The sequence below is a fragment of the Zavarzinia sp. CC-PAN008 genome (genome assembly GCF_051903925.1).
GTDB lineage: Bacteria > Pseudomonadota > Alphaproteobacteria > Zavarziniales > Zavarziniaceae.
Genome location: NZ_CP173678.1, coordinates 2,692,459 through 2,711,720 on the forward strand (window position 1 = coordinate 2,692,459; position 19,262 = coordinate 2,711,720).

The window sequence follows — 19,262 nt, forward strand, 5'->3', positions numbered from 1 at the left end:
CCTGTTGGCCCTGTCGTCCGGAACGGGCGCTGTGTCGAGTTGAGGGAGGACGTGCATGGCTACGTTCACGGGAACGCCTGGACCGGATTCCTTCGCGGGCGGGGCTGGGCCCGACCTCTTCAACTTCCAGATCGCGCACCTGACGGTCGACGACACGGTCGCGGGCGGCGGTGGGTTCGATCGTCTGGCCTTCACCACCTCGGGGACCAAGCTGGCCGCGGCGCTGGCCAATGTGACGGGCATCGAACAGATCTCGCTGGCCAATGCCGCCAACAACCTGAGCGTGGGCGACGGGCTGGTCGGCAGCGCCGCCGGCGCCACGCTGACCATTCTGGGCGGTAGCGGGAACGACCTGCTGCATGCCGGCCTGGTCAGCGATGCCGGCAACAGTGTCGTGATGGTTGCCGGCACGGGAAGCGACGTCCTCATCGGCGGGGCCGGGGCCGACCAGTTCCTTTTTGCCGCTGGCGCCTTCACCGCGGCGGATACGATCTCTGGTGGTGGCTCCATCGACCGGCTGGTATTCACCACGGCGGGGTCGATCGCGTTCCCGAATGTGCGCGTCTCGGGCATCGAGCAGGTCGTCCTGGCGAATGGCGCCAATACCGTCGTCGTCTCCGATGCCATTGTCGGCAACGCCGCGGGCCGCACCCTGACCATCACGGGCGGCACGGGCGCCGACGTGATCAATGCCCAGCAGGTGACCAACCCCGCCAATGGGGTGGTGATGCTCGCGGCGACCGGCAGCGACACGCTGACGGGCGGCTCTGGTGCGGACGAATTCCGCTTCGCCATCAACAATCTGGTTGCCAGCGACACCGTCGACGGCAGCCTGGGCCATGATCGCCTGGTGTTCACGACGGCAGGGACGAAGACCTGGCAGTCGCTGGTGAACGTCTCAGGGGTCGAGGAGATCGTGCTGGCGGATGGGACCAACAGCATCGACCTGCCCGCGGTCATGTTCATGGGGGCGTTCCCCGGCATCACCGTGACCGGCGGCAGCGGCAGCGACACGGTGAAGGGAACGAACACCGCCAACGGCTCGAACATCATCTTCAACGCCGGTGCGGGCGTCGACGTCTTCACCGGCGGGCAGGGCCGGGACACCATCTCTGGCGGGGCAGGCGCCGACACGCTCAGCGGCGGGCAGGACGACGACGTGCTCTATGGCTTCGGTCCGGGGGACGTTGCGGCCAATGCCGGGCAGATCGTGGCCACGCAACTGACCAGCCTGCCCTTCGGCGCGGTCTTCCTGACCCATGCGCCGGGCGATCCGGGCTTTGTCTATGTCGTCCAGAAGGAAAGCGGCGAGATCTTCCGCATCTCGACCGAGACGGGGGCCAGGACCACCTTCCTGGACCTGCCGCAGGAGTCGTTCGTGCGCGGCGGCGAGCAGGGCGTGCTGAGTGTCGCCTTCCACCCCGACTATGCCGAGAACGGCCGCTTCTTCGTGTTCCTCACGAACGAGAACGGCGACGTGGAGGTGCGGGAGTTCGCCCGCTCGTCCGATCCGACCGTCGCGGATCCGGTGATGGTGCAGTCGATCATCACGATTCCGCATCCGGGTGCGACGAACCACAATGGCGGCACGGTCGCCTTTGGTCCTGACGGCTTCCTCTACGTCTCGGTTGGCGATGGCGGGGGCGCCAACGACGTCGACGGATCGGCCCAGTCGATCACGGAGCTGACGGGCAAGATCCTGCGCCTGGACATCGACGGCGACGACTTCGTGGGCGACGCCACGCGCAATTACGCGATCCCCGACGGCAATCCCTATGCCGGGCCGACGGCCGGGGCGGACGAGATCTTTGCCCTGGGCCTGCGCAACCCGTTCCGCATGAGCTTCGATTCGCAGACCGGCGACCTCTATATCGGCGATGTCGGCCAGGCGACGCGGGAGGAGATCGACTTCCTGGCGGCCGGCACCGGGGCTGGCACGAACTTCGGCTGGAACTATCGGGAGGGTTCGGTCCCGGGCTATGAGACGCCGCCCAGCGGGATCGAGCTGACCGAGCCGATCCACGACTATGTCCGCGCTGTGGGCCGTTCGGTCACGGGTGGCGTCGTCCATCACGGGCCATCGCCCGGCCTGCAGGACACCTATTTCTTCGCCGACTACATCACCAGCCGGCTGTTCACCCTGAAGGTCGTCGACGGCGTCGCGACGGAGGTCGAGGACCGCACCCATCAGGTGACGGGCGCCAATGTCGCCAACATCGCGGCATTCGGGGAGGATGCGGCCGGCAATCTCTATGCCGTGTCGTTGTCGGGCCAGATCTATCGCCTTGACCCCAGCGCCCAGGCGGACGACGGCAGCGACGTGCTCAACGGCGGCGGCGGAAACGACCGGATCTATGGCGGGGCCGGCAATGACACGCTGATCGGCTGGCAGGGGGCCGACACGCTGATGGGCGGCCTTGGCGCCGACGCCTTCGTCTTTACCAGTTCGACGTGGGGCGTGGACCGGGTGCTGGATTTCCAGGCGGGGACTGAGACCACGACTATCGACACACTGCGCTTCGACCGCGCCAACTTTCCGGTCGGCAATGGCGATGCGGTCGTCACCTTCCGCAGCGGCGATGATGCCACGCTCAACCTCGCCGGGACCGAGGTGGCCGTGCGGACCAGTGCCGCCGTGACCAATGGCAGCGTCCAGGCCGTGATCGATTCCTATTCGGCGATCCAGGGCAGGGCGTTGTTCGTGCTCTTCAACAGCAGCGAAGGGCACGCGCAGCTGTGGTACGACGCCAACCCTGCGTCTGCCGGGGGCGCGCGCCTGGTCGCCGACCTGGACAACCTGACGAGCCTGGGCAGCCTGGGCGCGCTGAACCAGACCGACTTCGTCTTTGCCTGACAGGGCGGCCTAGAGCCGCTTCGCGATCTCGTCCAGCATGATCTCGGTGCCGCCACCGGCCAGGGGGAAGACGCGGATGTCGCGGGCCAGCCGTTCCACGGGCGTGCCCAGCATGTAGCCGGTGGCGCCGTGGAACTGCACACACTTGTAGAGGGTGCGGATTGCCAGCTCCGGGACATGCGCCTTGAGCAGGGCCGAGGTCAGGCGCGTATCGCCGCCGCGGCCCGCCTGGGCCGCGATGTGGTAGAGCAGCGTCTTAGCCGCCGCCAGTTCGGCGACGAGGCCCGAGACCTGGTGGCGGATCGTCTGCAGGTCCCACAGCCGGCCGCCATAGGCCTCGCGCAGCTTGACCCAGTCGAGCGTGTGCAGGAGGCCGGTTTCGGCCGCGGCGGCGGCCTGGGCGGCGATCACGATGCGCTCGTGCTCCAGGCCCTGCATCATCGTGTAGAAGCCGCGGCCGACCTCCCCGATGACGTTGGCCGCCGGCACCCGGCAATCGTCGAACAGCAGTTCGCCATTGTCGGAGCAGTGCTGCCCCGCCTTGGGCGTCTTGGGCCCGAAGGACAGGCCCGGCATGCCACGCTCCAGCAGCAGGATCGAATAGCCCTTGCCGCCGCGCGCATTGGGATCGGTGCGCGCAACGACGAAGAACAGGTCGGCGATGTTGGCGTTGGTGATGTAGGTCTTGCGCCCGTTCAGGATCCAGTTCGCCCCATCCGGGCGCGCATTGCTGGCCATCCGCGTCAGGTCGGAGCCGCCGCGCGGCTCGGTGACGCCCAGGGCGCAGATCTTCCGCCCTGCCACGACGTCCGGCAGGTACCGCTGCTGCTGCTCCGGTGTGCCAGCGCGCACCAGGTGATGGGCGGACATGTCGGTCTGCACCATGACCGAGCCGGCCAGGCCGACATAGCCGGTGCGCACGAACTCCTCGGCCAGGATGACGGCGGCCATCGTGTCCATGCCGGAGCCGCCGAACGCCTCCGGCAGGGTCAGGCCCAGCAGCCCCGCCGCCCCCATCGCGGCATAGGCCTCGCGCGGGATGAAGCCCTGCGCCTCCCACGCGGGCAGGTGCGGCTCGATCTCGCCCGTGACATAGCGGCGGATCTGGCCGCGCAGGATCCGGTGGCTTTCGGAACCGAAACTGTTGTCGAGGTCCAGGGCATCCAGCACGCCGTCCGATCCTTTCCGCGGAGTTCGCCGAAGCGTGGCCGGGACATCCGCACAGGGATTCGACCGCTCGCCACGCAATCCTAGCGCAAAGTAGTCCTATTGACAGGACTTTCGGATTTGTGTCGGATGGCCTGAGAGGCAGGACGCCCGACATAGTTCTGGGGAGCGCGGACCATGAGTGCGATCACGTTGCGGCACGGCATCTTCCTCGCCCCCTATCACCCGATCGAGGAAAGCCCGACGATGTGCCTTCGTCGGGACCTGGAGCTGATCGACTGGCTGGACCAGCTGGGCTTCGACGAGGCCTGGATCGGCGAGCATCACTCCTCGGGCTTCGAGACGATCTCCTCGCCCGAGCTGATGATCGCAGCGGCGGCGGAACGGACGCGCCGCATTCGCCTGGGCACGGGCGTCGTCTCGCTGCCCTATCACAACCCGCTGATGGTCGCGAACCGCATCATCCAGCTCGACCACATGACGCTGGGCCGGACGATGTTCGGCATCGGCCCCGGGCTGCTGGCGCAGGATGCGACGATGCTGGGCATCGACGTCGCCAAGCAGCGCGAGCGCATGCTCGAATCGCTTGAGGTCATCCTCGCCCTGTTCCGGGGCGAGACGGTCACCAAGAAGACCGAATGGTTCGACCTGGACCGCGCCCGAGTCCACCTGATGCCCTATACCCAGCCCTATCCCGAAATGGCGATCGCCAGCGCCGGCACGCCGTCCGGCGGGATGGCGGCGGGGAAGTATGGCCTGTCGATGCTGTGCGTCGCCTCGACCGAGATCGGCGCCTTCGATGTGCTGGGCCGCAACTGGCAGGTGGCGAACGAGGCAGCGGCGCGCCACGGCAACACGATGGATGCCAGCCGCCTGCGCCTGGTAGGGCCCATGCACATCGCGGAGACGCGGGAAAAGGCGCGGGAGAACGTGCGCTTTGGCCTGAACCGCTGGTGCGAGTACTACAATGCGGTGGCGCCCAAGGGCTTCGGCAATATTGTCGGCCAGGACATGGTCGACGTCCTGCTGGAGAGCAAGCGCGCGGTGATCGGCACGCCCGACGACGCCATCGCCCAGATCGAGCGCCTGCAGGCGAAGCAGGGCGATTTCGGCGTGTTCCTGACCCAGGCGACCGACTGGGCCGACTGGGACGCCACGAAAAAGTCGTACGAGCTCTATGCCCGGTTCGTCATGCCGCATTTCGTCAAGGCGAATGCCAAGCGCCGCGAAAGCTTCGAGTGGCTGAAGTCCGACATCGCCGAGTTCGGGGCCAAGCGGCAGAGCGGGGTCGATGCCGCCTTCGCCAAGTACGACCGCGAATACGGCCAACCTGACAGCCGCAAGGCCGGTTGAGGCCATGGCTGCCTCCGGGACGCCGGGCGCACGGCTCCAGTCGGGGCCGACGACCCTCTACGGCCAGCTGGGCAGCATCATGCGCAGCAAGATCATGTCCGGCGAATGGCCCGACGGGTTCGAGATCCCGACGCTGCACGAACTGTGCGAGCAGTACCAGGTGGCCCGCGTGACCGCCCGGCAGGCGACCCAGATGCTGGTGGCCGAGGGCCTGCTGTCGGCCCAGCGCGGGCGCCGGACTTTCGTCATCGGGCCCGGCCGGGTAGGGGGCGATGCCGGTGCGCCGCTGTTCCCGTCGATCGGTTCCGTCCGCTCGCGCGTGCCCCAGTACACGATCGAGGTGCTGGAGCAGGTCCCGGTGGCCGACCTGCCGGAAGGCTGGTTCGAAGGCCACCCGCAGGGGCCCTATGTCCGTATCCGCAAGATCGACCGCGAGGGCGGCGTCCCCTATGCCTGGTCCGAAACCTATGTGGCGGCCGATATTTTCGCGCGCTTTCCGGACGGCGCCGTGACGCGGGAAAAGCTGGCCCGCCTGGTCCGCGACCATGCCGGCCCGCCCCTGGGCACCGGGCGGGAGCGGCTGCGCGTCGCCGCCGCCGACTACGACGAGGCGCAGCGCCTGAACTACCCCATGTCGGCGCCCATCGCGCGGGTGCAGCGCATCTTCTGCGACACCCAGGGCCGCATCGTCTATTTCGGCACCTTCGCCTATCGCGGCGATCGCTTCGCCGTGGAGCACGACCTGTCCGCCTATGTGGGCGAGAGCTGAGCCATGGCCGTCCTTCTGACAGCCGAAGCCCAGGTGGTCGCCGTGGGCGCCACCGGGCCCTATGGCCAGGCGCAGATCGCCTTCATGCGCAGTGCCGGCACGCAGATCGTGGCCGCCGTCTCGCCCGGTCGCGGCGGCACGGCGATGGACGGCCTGCCGGTCTTCGACACGGTGGCGGAGGCCGCCGCCGCCGTCCCCATCGACAGCGCCATGATCTATACGCCCGCGATGGGCGTGCGCGACGTGCTGGTCGAATGTGCGGACGCAGGATGCCGGCTGGCCGTGGCCGCGGCCGAGTTCGTGCCGCTGCACGATGCCATGCACGCCATTTCCTATGCCCGGGCGCGGGGCATGTGGGTGGTAGGGCCCAACACCGTCGGCATCGTGACGCCGGGCCAGGCCATGATGGGCTCGATCGCGCCCGGCTTCACCTTGCCGGGCCGGGTCGGCATCATCGGCCGCAGCGGCACCCTGACCATGACCATGGCGCGCCTGCTCAGCGCCCGGGGCCTGGGCCAGAGCACAATCGTTCACGTGGGCGGCGACACGATCGCCGGCGGCAATCCCCACGACTGGCTGCGCCTGTTCCTGGCCGATCCCGGGACGGACGCCATCGTCTACCTGGGCGAGATCGGCGGGACCAAGGAATACGCGATGCTGGACCTGATCCGTACCGCGCAGAAGCCGGTCGTCGCCCTGGTCGTCGGCCGCCATGCCCCGCCGGGCAAGCGCATGGGCCATGCCGGCGCCCTGGTCGGCGGCGCGCGGGAGACGGCCGCCGCCAAGCGCAGCGCCCTGGCAGCGGCGGGCGCCCGCATCGCCGACGACCCGCCCGGTGCCGCCGCCCTGGTCGCGCAGGCCCTCAACGAACGGAAGACCGCATGAACGCGCCCGCTGCCAGCCCGACGCGGTCGCAGACCGACCGCCAGGAGATCCGCGAGGCGGTCAAGGCGCTGTGCGACCGCTTCGACGACGACTACTGGCGCCGCCTGGACGAAAGCCACACCTTCCCCTTCGAATTCCGCAGCGCGATGGCGGAGGCCGGATGGCTGGGCATCACCATGCCGGAGGAGTTCGGCGGCGCGGGCCTGGGCATTGCCGAGGCTGCCGTCCTGATGCAGACGGTCGGCAATTCGGCCGGGGCTCTTGCCGCCTGCTCGTCGATCCACCTCAACATCTTTGGCCCGCATCCGATCGTGGTGCATGGCACGCCCGAGCAGAAGGCGCGCATGCTGCCGCCACTGATCCGGGGCGAGGAGAAGCCCTGTTTCGGCGTGACCGAGCCCGATGCCGGCCTGGACACGACCAGCATCACGACCCGCGCGGTGCGTGACGGCAACCGCTACATCGTGCACGGGCGCAAGCTGTGGACCTCGACCGCGCAGCATGCGGAGAAGATCCTGCTGCTGACCCGGACGACGCCGCTCGACCAGTGCAAGCGCCGCACCGACGGCATCACACTGTTCTATACCGACCTGGACCGCGCCTTTGTCGAGGTGCGGGAGATCCGCAAGATGGGCCGCGCCGCCGTCGACTCCAACGCCGTCTTCATCGACGGCCTGCCCGTGCCGGTCGAGGATCGCATCGGCGAGGAGGGGCGCGGCTTCTACTACCTGCTGGACGCGATCAACCCGGAGCGTGTCCTGGTCGCGGCGGAAGCCGTGGGCATCGGCCGAAGGGCACTTGCCAAGGCCAGTGCCTATGCGATCGAGCGCAAGGTGTTCGGCCGGCCCATCGGCCAGAACCAGGCGATCCAGCACCCGCTCGCCCAGTCCTGGATGGAGCTTGAGGCCGCCGACCTGATGGTGTGGAAGGCGGCCGAGCTCTATGACAGCGGGCAGCCCTGCGGCGCCGAGGCGAACGCCGCCAAGTACCTGGCGGCGGAGGCGGCCTTCCGCGCCTGCGACCGCGCGGTGCGCACCCATGGCGGCATGGGCTATGCCAGCGAGTACGACGTCGAGCGCTATTTCCGCGAGATCATGGTGCCGCGCATCGCCCCCGTCAGTGCCGAGATGGTCCTGTCCTTCATCGCCGAGCGGGTGCTCGGCATGCCCAAGTCCTACTAACATGTCGGAGGTTGAGGCCGGGCGCGACGGCGCCGTCTTCCGCATCGCGATCAACCGGCCGCACAAACGCAATGCCCTGAACCCGGACGTGATCGCGGCCATCGCTGACGGCCTGCGGGCGGCGGCGGGCGATCCCGAGGCGCGCGCCATCCTGCTGACGGCCACGGGCGACAAGGCGTTCTGCGCAGGCGCCGACCTGGCCACGGGCACGGCGACATTTGCCTACGAATACCATCGGCCGAACCTGCCCTTTGCCGACCTGCTGCGGACGGCGCACCAAGTGAACCTGCCCATTGTCGGCCGCATCAACGGCGCCTGCGTGGCCGGCGGCATGGGCCTGCTGGCGCTGTGCGACATGGCGGTCGCCGCCGACACCGCCCGGTTCGGCCTGCCGGAGGTCAAGATCGGCATGTTCCCGATGCAGGTGCTGAGCGTGCTGCAGCGCCTGGTGCGGCCGCGCGACCTGGCCGAGATGTGCCTGACGGGCGAGTTGTTCGACGCGGCCCATGCGCGGGAGGTGGGCCTGGTCAACTATGTCGTGCCCGCGGCCGAGCTGGACGCCAAGGTGGCCTGGCTGCTGGACCGGGTGCTGGACAAGTCGCCGACCGCGATCCGGCGCGGCAAGTACGCGCTGCGGGCCATTGTCGACATGACCTTCGAGCAGCAGATCGCCTTTACCGAGAGCGAGGTGGGCCTGCTGGTCGGGACCGAGGACGCGCGCGAGGGGGTCGCCTCGTTCAACGAGCGCCGGCCGCCGCGCTGGACAGGACGTTGAGCCATGCTGCTGATCGAGGCGGACGCCAAGCAGATGCTGGAGGATGCGGGCCTGCCCGTGCCGGGGGAGCGCAGCCTCTACGCGCCCGGCGATGCGGTGCGGACGCCCGGTGGCCCGGTTGCAGTCAAGGCCCAGGTCCTGGCCGGCGGCCGGGGCAAGGCTGGTCTGGTCCGCCTGGTCGATGCGGCGGGCACCGCCGACGCGGTCGCAGCCGTGCAGGCGCTTCTGGCGGCCCAGGGCACTACCGCCCTGGTCATGGCCGAGCGCCAGATCGACATCGCCCAGGAATACTACCTCGCCTGGCGGATCGACGACCTTGAGGCACGGCCCGTCCTGATGTTCTCGCCCCATGGCGGTGTGGAGATCGAGGCGCATGGCGAGAGCTTGCGCGAATGTCCCGTCGATCCACTGCGCCCTGTCCGACCGCAGGACCTGATCCCATTCTTTCGCGAGGCGGGGGTGGGTGGGCGCACGCTCGGCGCGATTGCCCGCTTCGCCGCCGATGCGTTCCGCCTGATGCAGGCGGTGGATGCCGACCTGGTGGAGATCAATCCGCTGGCGGTCACGCCCAAGGGGGACCTGGTCGCCCTCGATGCCAAGGTGTCGCTGGACGACAATGCGGACGTTCGCCATCACGAACGGGCGCGCCTTGTCTCCGACACGCTGCAGCGCGCGGGGATGACGCCGCTGGAACTGCGCGCGGCGGGCCAGGGCTTCACCTTTGTCGAGCTCGACGGCGACGTTGCGCTGTTCACCGGCGGTGCTGGGCTTGGCATGGCGCTGGTCGACATGCTGGCCGATGCCGGCTATCGCGCCGCCGACTTCGTCGATGCGCCGGGCGGCAGCGGCACCGCGATCTTTGGCGCGTTGAGCAGCCTGATCTTTGCCCGGGCCGAGCGTGACGACGTCAAGGCGATCATCCTCTTCCTCACGCTCTCCGCCACCTCCCTCAAGGGGGCGGTCGAGAGCATCCTGGACCTGCTGAAGGTCCAGGCCCCGCCCAAGCCGCTGATCGTGGGCCTGGTGGCAACGGGCGCCGCAGAACGGGAGATGACGCGGAGCCAGGCCCAGGCCGCCTTCGAGGCACAGGGCCACCTCTGCGTAACCGAACTGGACGACGCCATCGCCGCCCTGCGGCGCATCGCACCCCCCGACGGAGTCTTGCGGGCATGAACATCGCCGCCGACACAGCCGACCTGAAGGCTCAGCTCTACGTCCACCAGCGCGCGCCCTATCCGCGCGGTCTGGGGGTGGAGTTCCTGGGCTGGGGCGGGGGGCGGGCGCGCCTGCGGCTGCCCTTCCACGAGCGCCTGGCGACACAGGACGGGGCCCGCATCGACGACCGGGCGCTCCTGGGCCTGCTGGACGACCTGGCCGCCTATGCCATCACCTCCGCCACCCAGGCGCAGCAGGGCATGTCCACCCTGGACCTGAAGGTCGAATTCCTGCATGCGCCGGCACCCGGGGCCGCGGTGACGGCCGATGCCAAGGTCACCGCGATCGACGGCGATGCGGCCTTTGTCGAGACGACGGCGACGGACGAGGGCGGCCGGGCGTGCGCCCGCTCCACCACCTGCTTCCTGCTTGGCCCCTATCCCGGCCAGTCCCCGGATGCCCAGGGCAATGGCCAGGCGGACGAAGGCGGCCTGATCGCGAAATACGCGAAGCAGCTCTATGCGCCCGATGGGGTCGAGGGGCCCTATGACCGGTTCATGGCCCTGACCTATGCCGGGCCGGAGTGCCACATGGCCCCGCAGGAGCAGCTGATCGGCTGGGTCGGCAATCCGTCCTATCATGGCGGGGTGCTGGGCGGGCTGCTCGCCTCGGCCGCGAGCCATGGCGTCCAGGCAGCGGTGCGCCCCGGCACGCGCCTGCGGCTGGCCAGCATCAATATCCAGTTCCTGCGCTTCGCACCCTGGGTCCCCACCATAGGTCGCGCCAGCATCGACCGCATCGGCAAGCGCGCGGCCTATGCCACCGCCGTCGTGCTCCAGGGCGACGGCCCCCCCATCTCCCAGGCGCAGTGCATGTTCGTGGCCGCTCCCGGCAGCTGAGGGTGCCGTGGCAATCCTAATTGCCGGCGGGACCAAGGGGATCGGCCTGGCCATCGCGCGGCGCTTTGCCAAGCCCGGGGTCGACGTATTCCTGAACTATCGACACGACGAGACGGCCGCCGCCGCCGCAGCCCGGGAGATCGCGGGCCAAGGCGCCCACGCGCATGTCCTGCGTGGGGACGTGGGAACGCCGGACGGTGCGGCCGACCTGCTCCGGCGCGTTGCGGCGCATACGGAGCACCTGGACCAGATCGTCCACTGCGCCGTCCAGCCCCTGACCGGGCCGCTGCTGCAACTCGATCCCGCGGCCTTGTCCGCAGCGATCACGCTGAACGGGACGTCGATCGTCTTCCTGGTGCAGGCGGCACTTCCGCTGCTGAAGCGGGGCAGCACGGTCACCTTCATCAGCAGCCGGGGCAGCCGGCTGGCCCTGCCGAACTATGGCGCGATCGGCGCGGGCAAGGCGCTGGCGGAATCGCTGATGCGCTACCTGGTCCTGGAACTGGCGCCGCTGGGCATCCGGGCGAACTGCGTGGCGCCCGGGCGGGTCGATACGCAGGCCCTGCGCCAGGTCCATGGCGACCGCACGGACCAGGTTCTGCGCCAGAGTGCGGCCGAGAATCCCAGCGGGCGCAACGTCACCGACGAAGACTACGCCGGCATGGTCGAGTTCCTGGCGAGCCCGGCGGGCGCCATGGTCCAGGGCCAGGTCATCTTCATCAACGGCGGCGCCTACCTGCACGCCTGAGCGGCACCGCTCAGCCGCCTGCCGCCCATTCCACGAGGATGCGGGTGACGTCCTGGGGGCGCTCGATGGTGGCGAGGTGGCCGCAATCGGGGACGCGAACCAGGCGGGCGCCTGGGATGGCGGCGGCCATTTCCTCAGCCAGGTGGGGTGGGGTCGCCACGTCCTGCGCGCCCACCATCACGAGCGTCGGGCAGGCGATGCGGCCCAGGTGCGGCCGCGAATCCGGGCGCTTACCGATGGCCGCCTGCTGCCGCATGAAACGCTCCGGCCCGACGTCCCAGGCGATGGTGCGGTAGAGCTGGCGCAGGTCGGCATCGTGGGTGCGGGCCGGATCGACCGCGATCTGCCAGGCCTGGTCCAGGAATGCGTCGAACCCGTCGCGCTGAACCGTCGCAATGGACGCGGCGCGGCCCGCCGTCTGTTCCGGCGTGTCGGCCCGGGCCGACGTGTCCATCAGGGCCAGGCGCGTCACCCGCTCCGGCGCCTGCCGCATGATCTCCAGCGCCGTGTAGCCCCCCATGGACAGCCCGCCCAGGGCGAAGCGGGGCGGTGCCTCGGCCAGGATCTGGGCGGCGATCTCGGCAATCGAATCGCCGCGCGTGTGGTTCGCGACCATCACCGGCGCCACTGACCACAGAGCCGGGATCTGCTCCGCATAGAGCCGGGCGGAGCAGTACAGGGCGGGGATCAGCAGGATGGGGGCAGCATCGGTCATGGCGTCACCCTGCGGTATAGCCGCCGTCCGCCGTATAGGCGGCACCGCTGACATAGGATGCCTGGTCCGAGCACAGCCAGGCGACCAGGGCCGCCACCTCCTCGGCCTGGCCGACGCGCTGCAACGGCAGGCGCGGGCGGATCGCGTCGGCTCGCCGGCTCAGCGTATCGACCGTCAGCGGCGTCTCGATATAGCCGGGGCACACTGCGTTGACCCGGATGCCGCGCGGCCCGTACTCGACCGCCGCCGCCCTGGTCAGGCCGATCACGGCGTGCTTCGTCGCGGTATAGACGCCCGAGCCCGGAAGGCCGATCAGACCGCCGATGGAGGCGGTGTTGACGATGGCACCGCCCCCCTGCATCGCGCCCAGCTCATGCTTCAGACACAGCCACACGCCCTTCAGGTTGATGGCGACCAGCCGGTCGAAGGCGGCTTCCTCCATCTCGCCCAGCTTCTGCCCGGCGGCCCCCAGTTCCGCGGCCCCGATCCCGGCATTGTTGAAGGCGCAATCCAGCCGGCCAAAGCGGGCCAGCGTGCCCTGCACCATGGCCTGAACCATGGCGTCGTCGGATACGTCGGCCACAACGGCCAGCGCCTCGCCCCCGGCAGCCACGATCTCGGACGCGACGGACTGGGCGCTGTCCGCGTTGCGGTCGGCAACGACGACCCGCGCACCCTCGGCCGCGAAGCGCAGCGCCGTCGCCCGCCCGATGCCGGAGCCGCCGCCGGTGACCAGCCCGACCCTGCCCGCCAGCAGGCCGCCCGCCATCTCAGGACGCCTTGGCGTGGTCGGCCCGCTCGTAGCCGGGGCGGGGGATCTGGCTCATCAGGACCTGGGCCACGCCGCCGTCGACCAGGATCTCCTGCCCGTTGATATAGGTGGCGCGCGCGCTGGACAGGAAGACGATGGCTTCCGCGATATCGGCGGGGACGCCGATGCGCCGGGCGGGCACCATCTCGATCCGCCGGCGCAACAGCTCCGCGTCCTGGTAGAAGGGCTCGCTCATCGGCGTGCGCACCATGGCGGGGCTGACGACGTTTGACCGGATGCCGAACTCCCCCCATTCCAGCGCCAGCTGGAGCGAGAGCATCATCACCCCCGCCTTCGAGACGCTGTAGGCCCCGCTATACCCTTGCGGGAAATGCCCGGCGAGGGAAGACAGGTGGACGATGCTGCCGCCGCCCGCATCGACCATCTGCTGCCGGAATGCCTGCGCCGTGACCAGGAAGCCGGTCAGGTTCACCGCCAGAAGCTGGTTCCACTTGTCGATGGGGAAGTCGGCCAGGCCGCCGGCATGCAGCACCGCCGCATTGTTGACCAGGGCGGCACAGGGGCCGACCTGGGCGGCGCAGGCCTCCGCCACCGCGCGCATGCTGGCGGGATCGGCGATGTCGCAGGCGAAGCCCTGGGCGCTGGCACCCCTGGCCGCCAGCTCGCCGGCCAGGGCCTGCGCCGCTGGTCCGTCGCGGTCCAGCAGGCACAGCCTGGCGCCCACCTCGGCAAAGCTGGCCGCGATTTGCCGGCCCAGGCCGCCCGCGGCGCCGGTGATCACGCAGACCTTGTCCCTCAGGCCCAGCCAGTCGGCCCCGTTGCTGCTCGTCGTCATGGTCGGATGCCCTCTGTCTGGTCAGGTCCAGGCCGCGGGGACGCGGATCGGAATCTCAAGCGCGATCTGGGCAAAGCTTTTGCCCTGCGCGTCATTGCGCAGCGACGCCGCTCCGCCGCCGCCCAGCGCGTCGTGCAGCAGGAAGTTGAAGGCATGGATGCCCGGCACCTCGAACCGCTCGACCCGGCCATGCGCCAGGTGGGCGAAGTGCGCGGCCATGCGCTCCGCCGTCAGCTGCTGGCGCAGCACGGCGGCGTATTCCGGGCGCCTGGCGATGACGCCGATATTGGACTTGTCGCCCTTGTCGCCAGAGCGGGCATAGGCCAGCCGGATCAGCGGCAACTCGACCATCGGGCCGTCGGGCACTGCCTCGCCAGGCGCAGGCGCCTGGACCGGGGTCGCCACGATTGGCGGGCCCGCCGTCGGCACCGGAACCGCCAGCGTCTCGCCCGCGATGTCCACGCATGGCGGCGGCAGGCGGTCCTTGGCGATCAGGAACGAGAACAGGCGCACGATGGGCTGCGGCTTGGGCCGGCCGCCGGCATAGCCCGTAGTGCCGGGGGCATAGTTGGTGCCGGCCGGCGCCACCTCGCCCGCAAAGATCTGCAAGGCGGCCTGGCTGTCATGGGCCACGGCGATGCGCATGACCACCTCGCGCACCCGCGTCGCCCGGGGATCGGCGCCATAGATCGAGTCCGCGCCCAGGATCTCGATCTCGACTCCGCGGAAGTCGCCCAGGTTGCGGTCGCGGAACATCATGCGGCAGCGTTCCACGATCGCCTCCGCACTGGCCTGGGCCTTGCGCGCCGCGTCGAAGCCGATGAGCGTCAGCTGGCCCACGCACCGGAAACCGTCCTCCCACGTAGCGGAGACCTTATAGGTTCCAGTCGCCGGCCGGCCCCGGGCGCCCGCCACGCGTACGCGATCGGGGCCCACCTGCTCCATCGTCACGGCGCTGAAGTCGGCCACCACGTCGGGCAGGACATAGGCCGCGGGATCGCCAATCTCGTACAGCATCTGCTCGGCGACCGTCGCAGGATTGACCAGGCCGCCGGTGCCCTCGGGCTTGGTCAGGACGAACGAGCCGTCCGCGGCGCATTCGGCAATGGGGTAGCCGATGTCGGCCCAGCCCGGCACCTGGTCCCAGTCGGTATGCAGGCCGCCGGTCGCCTGCGGCCCGCATTCCAGGATATGGCCGACCAGGCTGCCCGCTGCCATGCGGTCCCAGTCGTCGGCCTTCCAGCCGAACTCGTGGATCAGGATGCCCAGGGCCAGGGCGGAATCGGCGCAGCGGCCCGTCAGCACGATGTCAGCGCCGCGCGCCAGGGCTGCCGCGATGGGCAGCGCGCCCAGATAGGCATTGGCGCTGACCAGGTCGGCGGGCAGGGGGGTGCGGGCGTCCATCTCCGCAATGCCTTCGGCGCGCAGGTCGGGGATCAGGGGCAGCACGTCGTCCCCCTCCACCACGGCGATGCGCAAGGGCACGCCCCGCTTGTCGCACAGCGCCTTCAGGGCGGCAGCACAGCTGCGTGGGTTCACGCCGCCCGCGTTGGTGACGACCTTGATCCCCTTGGCCGCGACATCCTCCAGCACGCTGGACATGGCGCCGGTCACGAAGTCGCGGGCATAGCCCTGGGCCGGATCCTTGGCCCGTGCCCGGACCAGGACCGACATCGTGACTTCGGCCAGGTAGTCCAGCATCAGGTAGTCGACCTGCGCCCGCCGCACCAGTTGCGGCGCACTGACCGCGCTGTCGCCCCAGAAGCCGGACGGGCAGCCGATGCGGACGGTCCGGCTCATCGCGCGGCCCCCGGATCGGTGAAGCGGGCGGCACGCTTCTCCATGGCGGCGTTCACCGCTTCGACCTGGTTGGGACTGCCGACCAGACGGTCCTGCTCCACGCTCTCACGCTGGAGCAGGGTGGCGGCATCGCTGTCCTCCGCCTCGTTCAGGACGCGCTTGGCGGCCTGGATCGCTTCCGGGTTGCGGCCGGCGACTTCATGCGCAAAGGCCAGCGCCTCGGCCAGGGGATCGTCCACGACGCGGGTGGCAAAGCCATAGGCCAGGGCCTCCGTGCCTGAGAAGATGCGGCCCGAATAGGCCAGTTCGCGCACCACGTCCTGGCGCGCCAGGGCGCGCAGCAGGGGGATGCCCGCCATGTCCGGGATCAGGCCCCAGCGGATTTCGAGAAGCCCCAGCCTGGCGTCAGGCGTCACGTAGCGGATGTCGGCCCCCAGCGCCAATTGCAGGCCGGCGCCCAAGGCCGTGCCATGGACCGCCGCGATCACCGGCGCCGGCACGTCGCGCCAGACCATGGCGGCATGCTGCCCGCGGTTGGAGATGCCATGCGTGCGCGGCGTGTTGGGTGGCGGCCCGGTCACACCTTCGGCCCCCGCCATGGCGGCGAAGTTGCTGGTGTCCAGGCCGGCGCAGAACGCGCGCCCCGCGCCAGAAAGGACGACGGCCCGCACGGCGGCGTCGCGCTTCAGGCCTTCGCCCGCCGCGATCAGTTCCTCGAACGCGGCATCGTCCAGCGCATTCATCTTGTCCGGCCGGTTCAGCCGCACATGGGCGACGCCGGCATCGACCGTCACGGCCAGGCGTTTCATCTCGCGGATTCCCTTCAGGTCGGCTGGAACAGGACCTTGCACTGCGTGCTGCGCTGGCGCAGGGCCTCGAACGCGGCGGGAAAGCCGTCAAAGCCGACGACGTCCGTCACCATCACCTGCGGGTCGATGCGGCCACGGGCGATGGCATCGACCGCCGTCTCGAACTCGCGCACGCTGTAGGCCAGTGCAAAGCGATAGGTCAGTTCCTTGTTCATGCCGGTCGACGGGTTGATCGTGTCGGGCTTGGCGCAGGCGCCCAGGATCACGACCTCCGTCCGCGGGGCGGCAAGGCTGGCGCAGTACTCGATCATGCCGGGCGCGCCCACGCATTCGAAGACGGCGGCCGGCGGCCCGCCGGCAATGCGGCGGAACGCCTTGCGCACGTCCTGGTCGCTGGTCACGAAGTCGGTGGCGCCCAGTTGGCGCGCCATGTCGGCGCCGCGGTCGGACCGCGCCGTGACGACGATGGTCCGCGCACCCAGGGCCCGGGCCCAGACGACGACGGCCAGGCCGACCGGCCCTGCGCCCACCACCAGGATGTCCGACCCGGGGTCGAGTTTCGCGAGCCGCACGCCGTGCAGGCCGACGGCCAGCGGTTCGACCAGCGCGCCTTCCTGCCAGGAGACGCTGTCGGGAAGGCGCACGCTTTCCCGCGCGCCCACCAGCACATATTCGGCGAAGCCGCCGTTGATCGTGCCAAAGAAATGGTCGCGCATCTGCCGGCACCAGATCGGCGTGCCCGCCAGGCAGGCGGCACAGGTGCCGCAGCCGATCGTGGGCAGGGCCGCGACGCGGGCGCCTTCCTTCCAGGCGCCTTCGGTCCCGGCGCCCAGGCCGACCACTTCGCCACAGAACTCATGGCCCAGCACCTTGCCGGCGGCAACACAGGCGGGGCCGTCCTCGGTCGAGTGCAGGTCCGTGCCGCAGATGCCGCAATGATGGACCTTGAGCACAAGCTGGCCAGGGCCGGGCACAGGGTCGGCCACGGTTTCCACGACGAATCCCTGGCCTGCGCCCTTGAACACCGCAGCCTTCATGGCGCCCTCCCGCATCGTTATTGAAGTACTATAAATAGGACTTCAATACCGGTCAACGCGGCCGGTTCGACGCGAAGCCGGGTCACGGATGGGTCAAACACCGCCTTGACCGCTTCTCAGCGACCGCGCACCGCGTCCGCTCCTATGCTCTCATCAGGGACCCGATGCAGGAGAGGGGGCGACATGACCGAGCCTGGCACCTGGCAGCTGCCGATCGCGCACACGCATCATCTGTCGGCCAGCGCCGGCGGCCTCAGCTTTGTCGGCGGGGCCGGCGACCTGGACGCCGCCGGGCGGATCCGTCATCCCGGCGATGTGATGCAGCAGGTCGAGGGCGCCGTCGCCAACTTGGCCAGTGCCCTGGGGCGGGAGTTCTGCACCCTGGACGACGTGGTGCGGCTCAAGGTGCACCATGCGGGTGCCGTCGACGACTGGCAGGTGATCGCCGCCCTGGCGCGGTACTTCCCCGATCCGATGCCGGCCATCAGTACGGTGCTGGAGGTGATGCAGCCCTTCTCCGGGCAGTGCCTGCAGCTTCAGGCGATCGCCCAGCGCGGCTGGCGGACACTGGCTGACATTCGCGTGGCCGAGCGGCCGGTGCCGACCGCGCACCGCGACCTGTTCGCGGGGCGGAGCGTGACCGCCGGCCTGCGCGCGGGTGAGTTCATCGCGGTCGCCAACCGCACGGCGGAGCAGACGGACGGCACCATGCCCCATCCTGGCGATGGCGTGGCCCAGAGCCACGTCATCATGAAGGCCCATGCCGAGACGCTGGCCGCACTGGGCGCGTCGTTCCAGGACTGCGTCAAGATGGAGGGCTATTACTTCGGCGAGACGCACGACGACTGGGCGCCGCTGGCGGAAGCCCGCGCCAGCCACTTCCGGGAACCGGGGCCGTGCGCCACGGTCGTGCCCTGCCACCGCCTGAACCCGCCGGGGGCCGCGACCAAGATCGAGGTCATGGCCATGCGCGAGGAATGGAACGGCTTCGACAAGTACATCCCGCGCGAGGACCATTGGCCCAAGCGGGTGTGGGACTGGCCCATCCCGCTGCCCTATCGCCAGGCCTTCCGCCTGCGCGACACGCTGTGGCTGGGCGGGCAGGTCCCCTCGACCCCCTACAGCAACATGGGCTGGTTCAATATCGGCAGCGGCGCGCTGCTGCCGCAGACCGCCTTCGTGATGAGCTATATCGAGGACCTGCTGCGGCCGTTCGGCCGGCGCCTGTCCGACCTGAAGCTGATGGTCTGCTACTTCGCCTCGGACGGAAGCGAGGCGACGACGCAGGCCTTCGTGCGGACCCTGGCCGACTGCGTGGGCGGCGCCCTGCCGCCGCTGACCCTGGTGCCAAAGCCCATGATGCACTCGCCCGACGCAACGGTCGAAATCTGGGGCGTGGCCCAGGGCTGAGCGGGAGCGGCGCGGAGGGGACTTACCCCCACCGATCGCGGGCTGGATCGTCACCGGGATTGAGACGTATATGATCGCCCCATGAACCGGGCGCGCCA

The 19,262-nt window shown here is 69.7% G+C and carries 17 protein-coding genes; 10 read left to right on the forward strand and 7 right to left on the reverse strand.

The annotated features are described in order from the left end of the window. Positions 1-55: 55 nt before the first annotated feature. Positions 56-2,854 (forward strand): PQQ-dependent sugar dehydrogenase, encoded by a 2,799-nt coding sequence (locus tag ACI6GS_RS12630; protein ID WP_439813804.1) that lies wholly within the window; start codon positions 56-58, stop codon positions 2,852-2,854. Between the two features lie 9 nt (positions 2,855-2,863). On the opposite strand, the gene ACI6GS_RS12635 is transcribed toward ACI6GS_RS12630, so the two are convergent. Beyond that, positions 2,864-4,024, reverse strand: a complete 1,161-nt coding sequence (locus tag ACI6GS_RS12635; protein WP_439813805.1) for an acyl-CoA dehydrogenase family protein — start codon at positions 4,022-4,024, stop codon at positions 2,864-2,866. A gap of 174 nt (positions 4,025-4,198) precedes the next feature. Between ACI6GS_RS12635 and ACI6GS_RS12640 the strand changes: the two genes are divergently transcribed. From ACI6GS_RS12640 to ACI6GS_RS12675, 8 genes are read left to right on the forward strand one after another with little or no spacing between them, the layout of a single operon-like run. Then, the gene (locus ACI6GS_RS12640; RefSeq protein ID WP_439813806.1) at positions 4,199-5,374 is read left to right on the forward strand and encodes an LLM class flavin-dependent oxidoreductase; all 1,176 of its coding nucleotides are present in this window, start codon (positions 4,199-4,201) and stop codon (positions 5,372-5,374) included. A gap of 4 nt (positions 5,375-5,378) precedes the next feature. Further along, positions 5,379-6,143, forward strand: a complete 765-nt coding sequence (locus ACI6GS_RS12645; RefSeq protein WP_439813807.1) for a GntR family transcriptional regulator — start codon at positions 5,379-5,381, stop codon at positions 6,141-6,143. Between the two features lie 3 nt (positions 6,144-6,146). Next, on the forward strand, positions 6,147-7,028 hold the full coding sequence (locus ACI6GS_RS12650; RefSeq protein WP_439813808.1) for a succinate--CoA ligase subunit alpha: 882 nt from the start codon (positions 6,147-6,149) through the stop codon (positions 7,026-7,028). Beyond that, positions 7,025-8,209 (forward strand): acyl-CoA dehydrogenase family protein, encoded by a 1,185-nt coding sequence (locus ACI6GS_RS12655; RefSeq protein ID WP_439813809.1) that lies wholly within the window; start codon positions 7,025-7,027, stop codon positions 8,207-8,209. Before ACI6GS_RS12650 ends, ACI6GS_RS12655 begins: the two co-directional genes overlap by 4 nt. Before the next feature lies 1 nt (position 8,210). Then, the gene (locus tag ACI6GS_RS12660) at positions 8,211-8,984 is read left to right on the forward strand and encodes an enoyl-CoA hydratase-related protein (protein WP_439813810.1); all 774 of its coding nucleotides are present in this window, start codon (positions 8,211-8,213) and stop codon (positions 8,982-8,984) included. A 3-nt stretch (positions 8,985-8,987) separates the two neighbouring features. Next, a complete protein-coding gene (locus ACI6GS_RS12665) occupies positions 8,988-10,157 on the forward strand; it encodes an ATP-grasp domain-containing protein (RefSeq protein ID WP_439813811.1) in 1,170 nt (389 codons plus the stop codon). Next, a complete protein-coding gene (locus ACI6GS_RS12670; RefSeq protein WP_439813812.1) occupies positions 10,154-11,038 on the forward strand; it encodes a PaaI family thioesterase in 885 nt (294 codons plus the stop codon). Before ACI6GS_RS12665 ends, ACI6GS_RS12670 begins: the two co-directional genes overlap by 4 nt. Before the next feature lie 7 nt (positions 11,039-11,045). After that, positions 11,046-11,786, forward strand: coding sequence for an SDR family oxidoreductase (locus ACI6GS_RS12675; RefSeq protein WP_439813813.1), 741 nt, complete (start codon positions 11,046-11,048; stop codon positions 11,784-11,786). 10 nt (positions 11,787-11,796) lie between these two features. On the opposite strand, the gene ACI6GS_RS12680 is transcribed toward ACI6GS_RS12675, so the two are convergent. Genes ACI6GS_RS12680 through ACI6GS_RS12705 form a run of 6 tightly spaced genes read right to left on the reverse strand, consistent with a single transcriptional unit; the run spans position 11,797 to position 17,754 of the window. Further along, positions 11,797-12,501 (reverse strand): alpha/beta fold hydrolase, encoded by a 705-nt coding sequence (locus ACI6GS_RS12680; RefSeq protein ID WP_439813814.1) that lies wholly within the window; start codon positions 12,499-12,501, stop codon positions 11,797-11,799. Between the two features lie 4 nt (positions 12,502-12,505). Further along, positions 12,506-13,270, reverse strand: a complete 765-nt coding sequence (locus ACI6GS_RS12685) for an SDR family NAD(P)-dependent oxidoreductase (RefSeq protein WP_439813815.1) — start codon at positions 13,268-13,270, stop codon at positions 12,506-12,508. 1 nt (position 13,271) lies between these two features. Next, positions 13,272-14,108 carry an SDR family NAD(P)-dependent oxidoreductase gene (locus ACI6GS_RS12690; protein WP_439813816.1) on the reverse strand — a complete coding sequence of 279 codons (837 nt, stop codon included), beginning with the start codon at positions 14,106-14,108 and terminating at the stop codon, positions 13,272-13,274. Positions 14,109-14,129: 21 nt separating this feature from the next. Continuing rightward, positions 14,130-15,908, reverse strand: coding sequence for an acyclic terpene utilization AtuA family protein (locus ACI6GS_RS12695; RefSeq protein ID WP_439813817.1), 1,779 nt, complete (start codon positions 15,906-15,908; stop codon positions 14,130-14,132). Further along, complete coding sequence (locus ACI6GS_RS12700; protein WP_439813818.1) at positions 15,905-16,717, reverse strand: crotonase/enoyl-CoA hydratase family protein; 813 nt, start codon at positions 16,715-16,717, stop codon at positions 15,905-15,907. Before ACI6GS_RS12700 ends, ACI6GS_RS12695 begins: the two co-directional genes overlap by 4 nt. A 14-nt stretch (positions 16,718-16,731) precedes the next feature. Further along, entirely contained in the window at positions 16,732-17,754 is a 1,023-nt protein-coding gene (locus tag ACI6GS_RS12705) for a zinc-binding dehydrogenase (protein ID WP_439813819.1), read from the reverse strand. A 183-nt stretch (positions 17,755-17,937) separates the two neighbouring features. On the opposite strand from ACI6GS_RS12705, the gene ACI6GS_RS12710 reads away from it, so the two are divergent. Further along, a complete protein-coding gene (locus ACI6GS_RS12710) occupies positions 17,938-19,164 on the forward strand; it encodes a RidA family protein (RefSeq protein WP_439813820.1) in 1,227 nt (408 codons plus the stop codon). Positions 19,165-19,262: the final 98 nt, after the last annotated feature.